Annotated in this window: 11 protein-coding genes and 2 tRNA genes; 4 read left to right on the forward strand and 9 right to left on the reverse strand. The window is 68.7% G+C overall.

Annotated elements, in window-relative coordinates:
• Nucleotides 1-40: 40 nt before the first annotated feature.
• From clpX to ACFUN8_RS34660, 5 genes are all read right to left on the reverse strand, one after another.
• Nucleotides 41-1,330, reverse strand: a complete 1,290-nt coding sequence (gene clpX, locus ACFUN8_RS34640; RefSeq protein WP_383646666.1) for an ATP-dependent Clp protease ATP-binding subunit ClpX — start codon at nucleotides 1,328-1,330, stop codon at nucleotides 41-43.
• Nucleotides 1,331-1,483: 153 nt separating this feature from the next.
• Complete coding sequence (locus ACFUN8_RS34645; protein WP_382572316.1) at nucleotides 1,484-2,167, reverse strand: ATP-dependent Clp protease proteolytic subunit; 684 nt, start codon at nucleotides 2,165-2,167, stop codon at nucleotides 1,484-1,486.
• Between the two features lie 53 nt (nucleotides 2,168-2,220).
• Complete coding sequence (locus tag ACFUN8_RS34650) at nucleotides 2,221-2,826, reverse strand: ATP-dependent Clp protease proteolytic subunit (RefSeq protein WP_031231653.1); 606 nt, start codon at nucleotides 2,824-2,826, stop codon at nucleotides 2,221-2,223.
• A 265-nt stretch (nucleotides 2,827-3,091) separates the two neighbouring features.
• Nucleotides 3,092-4,528 (reverse strand): trigger factor, encoded by a 1,437-nt coding sequence (tig, locus tag ACFUN8_RS34655; RefSeq protein ID WP_383646670.1) that lies wholly within the window; start codon nucleotides 4,526-4,528, stop codon nucleotides 3,092-3,094.
• Between the two features lie 176 nt (nucleotides 4,529-4,704).
• Nucleotides 4,705-4,781, reverse strand: a tRNA-Pro gene (locus ACFUN8_RS34660).
• A gap of 147 nt (nucleotides 4,782-4,928) precedes the next feature.
• On the opposite strand from ACFUN8_RS34660, the gene ACFUN8_RS34665 reads away from it, so the two are divergent.
• Nucleotides 4,929-4,999: transfer RNA gene (locus tag ACFUN8_RS34665), tRNA-Gly, on the forward strand.
• A gap of 146 nt (nucleotides 5,000-5,145) precedes the next feature.
• Here the strand turns inward: ACFUN8_RS34665 and ACFUN8_RS34670 are convergent.
• On the reverse strand, nucleotides 5,146-5,340 hold the full coding sequence (locus ACFUN8_RS34670) for a hypothetical protein (RefSeq protein ID WP_354603385.1): 195 nt from the start codon (nucleotides 5,338-5,340) through the stop codon (nucleotides 5,146-5,148).
• 447 nt (nucleotides 5,341-5,787) lie between these two features.
• Here ACFUN8_RS34670 and ACFUN8_RS34675 point away from each other — a divergent pair, with 447 nt between their 5' ends.
• Nucleotides 5,788-6,987, forward strand: a complete 1,200-nt coding sequence (locus ACFUN8_RS34675) for an acyltransferase family protein (protein ID WP_383646674.1) — start codon at nucleotides 5,788-5,790, stop codon at nucleotides 6,985-6,987.
• On the opposite strand, the gene ACFUN8_RS34680 is transcribed toward ACFUN8_RS34675, so the two are convergent.
• Nucleotides 6,964-7,413, reverse strand: coding sequence for an HD domain-containing protein (locus tag ACFUN8_RS34680; RefSeq protein ID WP_383646676.1), 450 nt, complete (start codon nucleotides 7,411-7,413; stop codon nucleotides 6,964-6,966). The two genes, ACFUN8_RS34675 and ACFUN8_RS34680, sit on opposite strands and share 24 nt — an antisense overlap.
• A gap of 132 nt (nucleotides 7,414-7,545) precedes the next feature.
• Here ACFUN8_RS34680 and ACFUN8_RS34685 point away from each other — a divergent pair, with 132 nt between their 5' ends.
• Nucleotides 7,546-8,754, forward strand: coding sequence for a cation:proton antiporter (locus tag ACFUN8_RS34685; protein WP_383646677.1), 1,209 nt, complete (start codon nucleotides 7,546-7,548; stop codon nucleotides 8,752-8,754).
• 141 nt (nucleotides 8,755-8,895) lie between these two features.
• Here the strand turns inward: ACFUN8_RS34685 and ACFUN8_RS34690 are convergent, their stop codons facing one another.
• Nucleotides 8,896-10,041: a PP2C family protein-serine/threonine phosphatase gene (locus ACFUN8_RS34690; RefSeq protein WP_383646680.1), complete on the reverse strand. Its 1,146-nt coding sequence runs from the start codon at nucleotides 10,039-10,041 to the stop codon at nucleotides 8,896-8,898.
• Nucleotides 10,042-10,149: 108 nt separating this feature from the next.
• Here ACFUN8_RS34690 and ACFUN8_RS34695 point away from each other — a divergent pair, with 108 nt between their 5' ends.
• Nucleotides 10,150-11,424, forward strand: a complete 1,275-nt coding sequence (locus ACFUN8_RS34695; protein ID WP_383646683.1) for a GNAT family N-acetyltransferase — start codon at nucleotides 10,150-10,152, stop codon at nucleotides 11,422-11,424.
• Between the two features lie 99 nt (nucleotides 11,425-11,523).
• Here ACFUN8_RS34695 and ACFUN8_RS34700 read toward each other — a convergent pair whose 3' ends face one another.
• Nucleotides 11,524-12,345 (reverse strand): Fpg/Nei family DNA glycosylase, encoded by an 822-nt coding sequence (locus tag ACFUN8_RS34700; protein WP_383646685.1) that lies wholly within the window; start codon nucleotides 12,343-12,345, stop codon nucleotides 11,524-11,526.
• Between the last annotated feature and the right edge of the window lie 73 nt (nucleotides 12,346-12,418).

A 12,418-nucleotide genomic window follows, 5' to 3' on the forward strand; every position in this document is an offset into this window, starting at 1 on the left:
CAACCGGCCGGGCGCCCCTCTTCGTACGTAAGACCTTCGGCTACGCCGACTTCTCGTGGCGGCCGTCGTTCTTCACGATCCGCGGCTCGCGCGGGACCAGCGTCGGGTTCACGTTGTTGCGGACGACGTCCGCCGTGATGACCACGCGGGCCACGTCCTTGCGGGACGGGACCTCGTACATCACCGACTGGAGGACCTCCTCCAGGATCGCGCGCAGACCGCGCGCGCCCGTGCCGCGCAGGATCGCCTGGTCGGCGATGGCCTCCAGCGCCGGGAGGTCGAAGTCCAGCTCCACACCGTCGAGTTCGAAGAGGCGCTGGTACTGCTTCACCAGCGCGTTGCGCGGCTCGACCAGGATCTTGAGGAGTGCCTCACGGTCCAGGTTGTGCACCGAGGTCAGGACCGGCAGGCGGCCGATGAACTCGGGGATCATCCCGAACTTCACCAGGTCCTCCGGCATGACCTCCTGGAACTGGTCGCTCTCCTCGATCTCGCGCTTGGAGCGGATCGTCGCGCCGAAGCCGATGCCCTTCGCGCCGGCCCGTGACTCGATGATCTTCTCCAGGCCCGCGAAGGCGCCGCCCACGATGAACAGCACGTTCGTCGTGTCGATCTGGATGAACTCCTGGTGCGGGTGCTTACGGCCGCCCTGCGGCGGGACCGAGGCCGTCGTGCCCTCCAGGATCTTCAGCAGGGCCTGCTGGACGCCCTCGCCGGAGACATCGCGGGTGATCGACGGGTTCTCGCTCTTGCGGGCGACCTTGTCGATCTCGTCGATGTAGATGATCCCGGTCTCGGCCTTCTTGACGTCGTAGTCGGCCGCCTGGATCAGCTTCAGCAGAATGTTCTCGACGTCCTCGCCGACATAGCCGGCCTCCGTCAGCGCCGTCGCGTCCGCGATCGCGAACGGTACGTTCAGCATCCGGGCCAGCGTCTGGGCGAGGAGCGTCTTGCCGGAGCCCGTGGGGCCCAGCAGCAGGATGTTGGACTTGGCGAGTTCGATCGCGTCGTCACGGCTTCCGCCGCCGTTCTCACCGGCCTGCACGCGCTTGTAGTGGTTGTACACCGCCACCGAGAGGGCCTTCTTCGCGGGCGCCTGCCCGACGACGTAACCCTCCAGGAACTCGTAGATCTCCCGCGGCTTGGGCAGTTCCTCCCACCGCACCTCGGAGGTCTCGGCGAGCTCCTCCTCGATGATCTCATTGCAGAGGTCGATGCACTCGTCGCAGATATAGACCCCGGGACCTGCGATGAGCTTCTTCACCTGCTTCTGGCTCTTCCCGCAGAACGAGCACTTGAGCAGGTCGCCGCCATCACCGATGCGTGCCACGAGGTGCTTCCCCTTCGCCTGGGAGCAGCCTGGTTCAGCGGCTCCTGTGCCTCATACCCGACGGTACCTTGCCTGGCCCCCCGTTCGGGCCCCCCTTGGCACGGTTCACGTGGACGTGAGACCACGCGCGCCGCGCCAAGGGCACCGGACGGGTCAGGCCGCTGCCGCCGCCGTGGTCTTACGGGTCGAGACGATCTGGTCGACCAGACCGTACGCCAGAGCGTCCTCGGCGGTCAGGATCTTGTCGCGCTCGATGTCGTCGCGGACCTTCTCGATCGGCGTCGTGGAGTGCTTGGCCAGCATGTCCTCGAGCTGCGCGCGCATGCGCAGGATCTCGTTGGCCGCGATCTCCAGGTCGGAGAGCTGCTCACGGCCGGTCTGGCTGGACGGCTGGTGGATCAGGACGCGCGCGTTCGGCAGGGCCAGGCGCTTGCCCGCCGTGCCGGCCGCGAGCAGGACCGCCGCCGCGGAGGCGGCCTGTCCCATGCAGACCGTCTGGATGTCCGGCTTCACGAACTGCATCGTGTCGTAGATGGCCGTGAGGGCCGTCATCGAGCCGCCGGGGCTGTTGATGTAGATCGAGATGTCACGGTCGGGGTCCATGGACTCCAGGCACAGCAGCTGCGCCATGACGTCGTTGGCCGACGCGTCGTCGATCTGGACACCGAGGAAGATCACGCGCTCCTCGAAGAGCTTCGCGTACGGGTCGTACTCGCGTACGCCCTGCGAGGTGCGCTCCACGAAGCGCGGGATGACATAGCGGTTGTCCACCTGAGGGCCGGTGTAGAGGCCGCTCGCAGAGGCGCCGGGGTAGTTGTTCATGTGGGTGTTCACCATCCTGGTGGCGTTCGAAGGGCTGACGTGGCCGGTCCGGGGCGTGACTCTCGCCCTCAGGCGCCGGTGCCGCCGCCGCCCGGAACACCCGAAGCAGCGGAGATGATCTCGTCGATGATGCCGTAGGAGACGGCCTCCTCGGCGGTGAACCAGCGGTCGCGGTCACCGTCGCGGATGATGGTCTCCTCGGTCTGACCCGTGTGACGGGCGGTGATCTCGGCCATGCGCTTCTTCGTACGGAGAAGCTGCTCGGCCTGGATCTTGATGTCGGAGGCGGTGCCGCCGAGGCCCGCGGAGCCCTGGTGCATGAGGATGTCGGTGTTGGGCAGCGCGAACCGCTTGCCGGCGGTGCCGCCGGTCAGCAGGAACTGGCCCATGGAGGCCGCCATGCCCATACCGATGGTCACCACGTCGTTCGGGATGTACTGCATGGTGTCGTAGACCGCCATGCCCGCCGTGACGGAACCACCGGGGCTGTTGATGTAGAGGTAGATGTCCTTCTCGGGCTCGGCCGCGAGGAGAAGGAGCTGCGCGGTGATCTTGTTGGCGATGTCGTCGTCGACCTGCTGGCCGAGGAAGATGATCCGCTCACCGAGCAGTCGGCTGTAGACCTGGTCGCCGAGGCCACCACCGAGGGACGGCTCACCGGCGGCGTAAGGCATCAGATTCGTCACGTATCCACCTGCTCGTCTCTGACGGCTTCGGCCGTCTCAGCGTCTTTCGTTCCGGGGGACGGGGGAGACCCCAGCCCTCGTATTCATGGACCCTAACGCGCTGGTCGGCGGGCGCCATCCCGCTTCCTGGACTGTTCGCTGGCAGCGCAAGGTAGTTGGGTCGTCGCAGGGACCGTGGGCCCGGTGGGGAAACGGGGCGGGCCCCGGGCGCGAGTCGCGTCCGGGGCCCGGAGATCCGGTGGAGCGGGGTCTCTCAGCCCTCGTTCTTCGTGTCCGCGGGGGCGTCGCTCTTGTCGGCCTCGGCGGTCTCGGTGGCCTCGGCGGTCTCGTCCGAGGTGGCCTCGACGGCGTCGACCGTCTCGGCGGTCTCGTCCGTCTCGTCGTCCTCGAGGTCGACGACCTCACCGTTGGTGTCCGTCACCTTGGCGGACTCCACGACCACGGCGAGCGCCTTGCCGCGGGCGACCTCGCCGACGAGCATCGGCACCTGGCCGCCTTCGACGACGGCCTGCGCGAACTGGTCGGGCGACATGCCGGAGGACTGCGCGCGACGCATGAGGTGCTCGGTGAGCTCCTCCTGGTTCACGTTCAGTTTCTCCTTGTTGACCAGCTCGTCGAGGATGAACTGGGTCTTGATGCCCTTGACCGCCTGGTCCTTGGTCTCCTCGTCGAACTCCTCCTCCGTCTTGCCCTGGATCTCCAGGTACTTCGGAAGGTCGAGGCCCATCTGACCGAGCTGGTGGTGCTCCAGGTTGTGCTTACGCGTCTTGATCTCGTCCTCGAGAAGCTTCTCGGGGATCGGGACCTCGACCAGCTTCAGCAGCTCGTCGAGGACGCGCTCCTGGGCCTGGGTGGCCTGGTCGTACTGCTTCATGCTGCCGAGGCGCTTGCGGCTGTCCGCCTTCAGCTCTTCGAGGGTGTCGAACTCGCTGGCCATCTGCGCGAACTCGTCGTCCAGGTCGGGCAGCTCGCGGGCGGCGACCTGGCTGACCTTGACGGCGACCTCGGCGTCCTTGCCCTCGGCGGTGCCGCCCTTGAGCTGGGAGGTGAAGGTGGCCTCGCCACCGGCCTCCAGGCCGGTCACGGCCTCGTCGATGCCTTCGAGCAGCTCGCCGGAGCCGATGGTGTACTGCACGTCACTCGCGACGCCGTCCTCCAGGACCTCGCCGTCGACCTTGGCCTCCAGGTCGATCGTGACGACGTCACCCTCGGCGGCGGCGCGCTCCACGGTGTTGGTGGAGGCGAAGCGCTCACGCAGCTCGTCGACGGACTTGTCGACGTCCTCGTCGGACACGTCGACCGCGTCGACGGTGACCTCGATGCCGGAGTAGTCCGGGATCTCGATGACCGGGCGGATGTCGACCTCGGCGGTGAAGGACAGCAGCTCGCCGTCCTTCAGCTCCTTGATGTCGACCTCGGGCTGCCCGAGGACATTGAGCTCACCCTCGTTGACGGCCTCCGTGTAGAACTTCGGAAGGGCGTCGTTGACGGCCTCCTCCAGCACAGCTCCACGGCCGAACCGCTGGTCGATGACGCGGGCCGGGATCTTGCCCTTACGGAAGCCCTTCACCGTGACCTGCTCGTTGATCTTCTTGTACGCCGCGTCGAGGCTGTCCTTGAGCTCCTCGAAGGGCACCTCGACAGTGAGCCGAACCCGGGTCGGGTTCAGGGTCTCCACGGCGCTCTTCACGGTTCGGTCTCCTTGGTGGCTGATTCTGGGGTTCTGCCGCCCGCCGTGACTCCGGCGGACCAGCGGATTCGGCCCGGTTCTTCACAGTCTCTTCAGACACACGGGCACGCAGCTTGCATAGTAGCCGCAAGCCGGATGAGGCCCACAACGCGATCATGAACAGGCACGGGTACTGATGGTCGGGGTGGCCGGATTCGAACCGACGACCTTCCGCTCCCAAAGCGGACGCGCTACCAAGCTGCGCCACACCCCGTCGGTGCGACACGTAGGGTACATGCCCGCGAGCGGTGCGCCGGACCTATTAACCGGCGAGGATTCCGGCGAGGATGTGGTGTGCGTGGGGCGCCACCGACCCGCTACGATGTTTCCCGTGCCGCGGTCCACGTGACCTGCGGCGCGTGCGGGCGTAGCTCAATGGTAGAGCCCTAGTCTTCCAAACTAGCTACGCGGGTTCGATTCCCGTCGCCCGCTCCGTATGACACAGGGCCAGGTCGGAGGGTGATCCTCCGGACTGGCCCTGAGTCGTTGGCGGCCACCGTCTGCCGTTCGTTCCTCGGCCGCCGGGCGGCCGGGGGCGAAGCCGAGCGCGGGCACGCCGGTCAAGTCGTTGCGGCGCGCTAGAAGTTGATCTGGTTGATCGTCTCCGCTATCGAGTCCAGGAACCTGTTCACCGACGGCGCCATGTCCGTGGATGCCAGGAAGAAGCCGAACAGGACCGCGACGACGGCCGGGCCGCCCTTCAGGGAGCCGCCGCGGATCAGTACCACGAGGACGATCGCCAACAGCAGCACCACAGACAGTGAAATGGCCACAACTGATCACACCCTCGGTCGGTCCGCCTTGCCGGCCGCGGGAGCTCACGGCCTCGCACATACCCGCTGCCTCCATCGTGCCACCAACCGCCCCTCAGGTGTGGGTCCGTGACCAATCATCGAGGTATGGATCGCGCCAATCGGCCGACGGGCGTGCCGGGTGGGCGACCGGTTGGGACCGTGGTGGGCGGATAAACGCGGACGTCAATTCCGCGTGATCGTTTCGCTGTATACACAGCTCCTTCACAGCCAATTATGAGGTGAACCTCAGACACCTACCCCCGGAATTCGCTCGCAGTCGCATGGGGGGCAACACCCTGCGGATATGCCCCATTTAAGGGGGATTAACAGGGGCATATCTACTGGTGGGCGACTGTTTCGGTGTCCAACACCCCACTTTCCCCGGAGGTTTTACTCAGCACATTGTGCGGCGCTAGGCTTAATCAGATGTCCCCCGCTCCGCACGGATATGAGAGGGCCCCGCTCCCCCGCACGCGGGAGTTGGATCCCGTCCCCCCAACGGCACTGACCGCATCGGCCGCTGTGGCTGAAACCCCTGTACGGACCCCTCAGGATTCCGCGAAGTCGACGCCCCCCGCGGCCAAGACGTCCACGAAGCGAGACGCGTTCTTCGACAACGCGAAGTACCTGGCCATCGTGCTGGTGGCCATGGGCCACGCCTGGGAGCCCGTGATGGAGGGCAGCCGGGCGACGAAGGCGATCTACATGGTCGTCTACTCGTTCCACATGCCGGCCTTCATCATCATCTCCGGCTACTTCTCCCGGAGTTACACCGGCAGACCCCACCAGATCAGACGGCTGCTGACCGGTATCGCGGTCCCGTACATCGTCTTCGAGGTGGCGTACTCGCTGTTCAAGCGGGTCACGAACGATCCCGGCCACCCGATCAGTCTGCTCGACCCCTGGTATCTCACCTGGTTCCTGGCCGCGTTGTTCATCTGGCGGCTGACCACCCCGATCTGGCTGTCGCTGCGCCATCCCCTGCCGGTCGCCCTCGGTATCGCCGCGCTCGCCTCCTTCACGCCGAACATCGGCGCGGACCTCAACCTCCAGCGCGTACTGCAGTTCCTGCCGCTCTTCGTCCTGGGGCTCGTACTCAAGCCCGAGCACTTCCAGTTGGTCCGCCGGCGTGAGGTCAGGCTGCTGGCCGTGCCGGTCTTCGCGGGCGCGCTCGTCTTCGCTTACTGGGCGGCCGTCCGGATGGAGAACGCGTGGTTCTACCACAACAGCGCCGCGCAGGATCAGGGGGCGCCGTGGTGGATCGGCGTCGTCATGACCTTCGCGCTGTTCGGTACCTCGGTGGTGCTGACGGCGGCGTTCCTGGCGTGGGTGCCGCGCCGCAAGATGTGGTTCACGGCGCTCGGCGCGGGCACGATCTGCGGCTATCTGCTGCACGGCTTCCTGGTCAAGGGCGCCGTCTACAGCGGGATCTTCGACACCAACGCCTGGCTGACCGAGCCGGCCGGCCGGGTGTTCCTGACGCTGCTCGCGGGCGTCGCGATGACGCTGCTCTGCACACCGCCGGTGCGACGGTTCTTCCGCTTCACGATGGAGCCGGAGCTGGCGTGGGCCTTCCGGCGGGAACCGGCGCGGGAGCCGGCGTCACGCGCGGGGCAGGCCAAGTAGCCGTCGTACCTCCGCGTATTTCTCGGTGAGCCTGATCCGGGTCGCCTCGTCCAGCACGGCGAGGCGGCCCGGATCCGCGTTGTGCGCCAGATCCGACTCCTTGACGAGGAGCGCGCCCGGTGTGGCCAGAATGCGGCGGGTGTACGTGACGGTGCCCTCGCCCCTCACCTTCGTCACCGCCAGGACCATGGCCTTGACCGCCTCCGGCAACGCCGCCGCGTCGAGCCACGCGCGGGAGAGCGCGTCGTCCTCGACGGAGTCGTGCAGCCAGGCCGCCGCGATCTGCTCGTCCGAGCCGCCTCGCGCCCTGACGCCGTCGGCGACCGCCTGAAGGTGCTCCGCATACGGCCGGCCCGCCTTGTCGGTCTGCGCGGCATGGGCCTCGCGGGCGATCAACTCCACCTCGGCCAGGCTGAGATACGTCATGCGTCCAACTCCATGGGTCGGTCAAAAGTTGCAGGATAAATCGTTTGGTAAACTAATTACTGACGCTTCCTTGACGCGCCTTTGACTTGATGGAGGAACGGTCCCATCGGACACGCAGACACGCTCATAGCCATGGGCGGCGCCTTCCTCGCCGCCGCTTTCCTCGCCCGCCTCGGCAGCCGGATCGAGCTGCCGACGATCCCGCTGTTCATCCTGGCCGGAATCCTGCTCGGACCGCACACGCCCGGCATCGTGCTCGTCTCCGACCCGCACGAGCTGGAGATGCTGTCGGCACTCGGCCTCGTACTGCTGCTCTTCTACCTCGGTCTCGAATTCCATCTGGACGATCTGAAGGCCGGCGGCCGCAAGATGGCCCTCGCCGGCGGCGCCTATCTCGCGCTGAACGTCGGCGCCGGGCTCGGCTTCGGTTTCGCGCTGGGCTGGGGCACGTCCGAGGCGCTGGTCCTCGCCGGTGTGCTCGGTATCTCCTCGTCCGCGATCGTCACGAAGATCCTGGTCGACCTGGGCCGGATCGGGAATCCCGAGACGAAGCCGATCCTCGGGATCATCGTCGTCGAGGACATCTTCCTGGCGCTGTACCTGGCCGCGCTCCAGCCGATCCTGTCCGGCGCGGACAGTCTTTCCGCCGCGCTGGTCGACGGCGGGAAGGCGTTCGGATTCCTGTTGCTGCTGGCGCTCGCCGCCCGCTTCGGCAAGAAGGTCATCGGCCGCCTCATCAACACGAAGGACGACGAGTTGCTCGTCATCTCCTTCCTGGGCGCCGCGGTCTTCATGGCCGGGGTCTCCGAGTGGTTCGGTGTCGCGGACGCGATCGGCGCGTTCATGGTCGGTCTGATGCTGGGCAGTACGACCTCCGGCGACCGGATCCGCACGCTCGTACATCCGCTGCGGGACGCGTTCGGCGCCATCTTCTTCTTCGCCTTCGGGCTGTCCATCAACCCGGGCGACCTGCCGACGGTGCTGTGGCCGGTGCTGGCCGCCGTCGCCGTGACGCTGACGATGAACATCCTGGCCGGGCTGGTCGCCGGCCGCGTCTACCGCTTCGGGTCCGGTCCCGCGGCGAACATCGCCACGACGCTGGTGGCGCGGGGCGAGTTCGCCCTGATCCTCGCGACGATGGCGGCGGGGGCGGCACTGGACGAGCGCCTGGCCCCGTTCATCGCGGGCTACGTCCTGATCCTCGCGGTCCTCGGCCCGCTGGCGGCGGCCAAGTCGCACTGGCTGGCACGGGTGTTGCCGGGCGGCGGACGCGATGGCGGTCCCTCCGGCGGTGACGCCTCGCACGGTGAACTGTCGCTCGCGAAGACATCGGGCGCCTGACCGTCGACGGGGTCGGTACCCAAGGGCGCCGACCCCGACCGGCCCGCCTAGTCGACCGGCCCGCTCGACCGGTCCGTCTACTCGACCGGTCCGCTCAATCGGTCCGCCTACTCGGCTCGCTCGGCCGGCTCGGTCGCGGAGTCAGCCCTCGCGGCAGATCAGCAGTAGCGCCCTGTCGTCGTTCACGTGTTTCGCGACCGCCTCGATCAGGTGCCAGGCCGCACCCTCGAAGCCCGCCGCGACGTAGCGGTCCGCCTCCCCCGAGAGGCGGTCGATGCCCTCGCTCAGGTCGCGGCCCGACGCCTCGACCAGGCCGTCCGTGAACAGCATCAGTACGTCGCCCGGCAGCAGTGAGCCCTTCACCGGGTCGAACTCCGCGCGGTCGTAGACGCCGAGGAGCGGGCCCTCGGCCGCCATCTCCTCCCAGCGGCCGCTGCCCGCGTGGAGCTGGAGCGCGGGCAGGTGGCCGGCCGACAGCAGTTCGTAGTCGCCCGATTCGAGGTCCAGGACGAGATGGATGGAGGTCGCGAAGCCCTCGTCCCAGTCCTGGCGGAGCAGATAGCCGTTGGCGGCCGGCAGGAAGGCGTGCGGCGGGAGCGAGCCGAGCAGGCCGCCGAACGCGCCGGACAGCAGCAGTGCGCGGGAGCCCGCGTCCATGCCCTTGCCGGAGACGTCCGTGAGGACGACTTCGAGCGTGCGGCCCCCGTTGGTGCGGGCCGCGACGACGAAGTCGCCGGAGAAGGACTGGCCGCCGGCCGGGCGCAGCGCCATCTCGCGGTGCCAGCCCTTCGGCAGGTGCGGCAGGGCGCTCTGGACCCGGATGCGTTCGCGCAGGTCGAAGAGCATCGTGCCGCCGCGCCGCCACGGAACACCGACGCGGGCCCGGAACTGGGCGATGAGCAGCCCGAAGAGCCCGCAGGCGGCCACCACCAGGACGGTGCCCGGCGTGACCGTGGCCGGCCCCTGGTCGTACGGGCCGAGGACGAGCGATTCGACGATCAGGGCGGTGGCGGCGGCCGCGTACAGACTGAGCAGGCTGGAGGGCCGCAGCAGCAGTCCCCCGGCCACGATCGGCAGGACCAGCGCGGACGGCGCGAACCAGACCGGGACCGCCATGGTGGCGAAGGCGATTCCGGGGACGGTCAGGAGCAGTCCGACGAGTGCGATCCAGTCCGAGCCGTCGCCCCGGAAGTAGTCGACACCGGATTTGCGCACGGCGTTGCGGGCCCGGTGCAGCGACTTGCGCATCCGGGCCGTGTACGAATCCGCTTTCGCGCCACTGGCCATTGTCGTTGGACCTTATCCATCAGCGGGCCCGGCGTGCAGGGGGACCCCTGTGACATTGCGTTCGATACCGGGTCGCCTCGACCACCCGCGTCCTGGTACTGATGGCATATGACCACAGACTTGCGAGTACTCGAAGCCTCCGACTGGGACCGCTGGTTCGGGACGTTGGAGAGAGCATTCGGCGGTGGCCTCACCAACTCCACGGAGGAGCGCGAGGTGTGGCGCTCCGTGACCGAGTGCGAACGGTCCGTCGGGGTCTGGGACGGCGACGAGTGCGTGGGGACCGCGGGGGCCTACACCTTCGGGCTCACGGTGCCCGGCGGCGGTGTGGTGTCCGCGGCGGGCGTGACGATGGTGAGCGTGGCGGCGACGCATCGGCGGCGCGGGATCCTCACCTCCATGATGCGGCGGCAGTTGGACGACGTCCGCTCGTGGGGGCAGCCGGTCGCGCTGCTGACCGCGTCGGAGCCCGGGATCTACGGCCGGTTCGGATACGGCGTCGGCGCGCGGCAGTTGAGCGTCGAGATCGACACGTCGCGCGTCTCGGTCCGGGTGCCGGCCGATGGCGGGACCGACGGGGCCGAGGGCACCGGCGCGGGGGTACGGCTGCGCTACGTCGCGGTGGACGACGCGCGCGAGTCGATCGAGTCGGTGTACGCGCGCCTGGTCGAGACCCGCCCCGGCATGCTGGAGCGCCGGCCCGGCTGGGACCGGAAGCTGCTGATCGACCCGCCGGAGGGACGCGAGGGCGCCTCCGCGCTCGAGTGCGTACTCGCGCGGCGCGGCGAGGGCGACGACGCCGAGACGGTGGGGTACGTGCTCTACCGCATCAAGCCCACCTGGGGTTCGGGGGCGTTGCCTCAGGGCACGGTCGTGGTCGATCAGGTGGCGGCCCTGGACCCGGACACATACGCCACTCTGTGGCGCTTCCTCGCCGAGATCGATCTCACATCGACGGTGAGCGCGTCGAGCCTGCCGGTGGACGACCCGATCCAGTTCCTGGTGTCCGACGTCCGGCGCTCCCACCTCACGGTGCGGGACTCGCTGCACGTACGCCTGGTGGAGGTGGGCGCGGCGCTCGCGGCGCGCGCCTATCAGGCGCCGGTGGACCTGGTGTTCGAGGTGGACGACGCCTTCTGCCCCTGGAACGAGGGGCGTTGGCGGCTGACCGGTGACGAGAAGGGCGCGTCCTGCGAGCGCACGGCGGACGCGGCCGATCTGTCGCTCTCCGTACGGGAGTTGGCCACGATGTATCTGGGCGACGTCTCGCCGGCCGCGCTGGCGCGGGCGGGGCTCGTACGCGAACTGCGCCCCGGCGCGCTGACGGAGGCGTCGGTGGCCTTCACCTCGCCGGTGGCGCCGTGGCTGCCGCACGGCTTCTGAGCGGAGACGACCGCCGAGTGGAGGCGGCTGCTGAGCGGAGACGGCCGCCGGGTGAAGGCGGTCGCCGAGTGCAGACGGTCGCCGAGTGGAGCCCGGGTGTCAGCCCTTCTGGCACCCCGGGCACCAGAAGAGGTTGCGGGCGACGAGTGACGCCGTACGGATCTCGCTGCCGCACAGATGGCACGGCATGGTCGCGCGCCGGTAGACGTACACCTCACCGCCGTGGTCGTCCACGCGCGGCGCGCGGCCCATCGCCTCGGGCAGATGCTCGGGCCGTACGGTGTCGATGCGGTTGTGGCGCACGCCCTCGCGCATCAGCGCGACGAGGTCGGCCCAGATCGCGTCCCACTCGGCGCGGGTGAGGTCACGGCCGGTGCGGTACGGGTCGATGCCGTGGCGGAAGAGGACTTCGGCCCGGTAGACGTTGCCGACGCCCGCGATGATCTTCTGGTCCATGAGCAGGGCGGCGACGGTGGTACGGGAGCGGGAGATCCGCGTCCAGGCGCGCTCGGGGTCGTTGCCGGGCGCGTCCGGCGGGCGCAGCGGGTCGGGGCCGAGCCGATCGTGTATCGCCTGCTTCTCCGGTTCGGTGATCAGGGCGCAGGCGGTGGGGCCGCGCAGCTCCATGTACGACGTGTCGTTGAGCAGGCGCAGCCGGACGGTGTCGGTGGGCGGCGGGGCGGGGGTGTCGCCGAGCGCGACCTTCCCGAAGAGGCCGAGGTGGACATGGATCCAGCCGCTGTCGCCGAAGCCGACGAAGAGATGCTTCCCGTGGGCGCTCGCGCCGTCGATCACCCGGCCGTCGAGGAGCGCGGCGCTCTCGGCGAACCGGCCCTGGGGGCTGCCGACGCGTGCCGGGTCCCCGGCGAAGCGGCCGGTGAGGTCCTGGGCGAGGCGGTGGATCGTATGCCCCTCGGGCACGGGGACTCACTCCTTGGCGCATGGCTGAAGGGGATGGCGAGATGGCGGTGCCGCCGGGCCCGCGGGCCCGGCG

The organism is Streptomyces sp. NPDC057307 (assembly GCF_042667665.1).
In the GTDB taxonomy this organism is placed as follows: domain Bacteria; phylum Actinomycetota; class Actinomycetes; order Streptomycetales; family Streptomycetaceae; genus Streptomyces.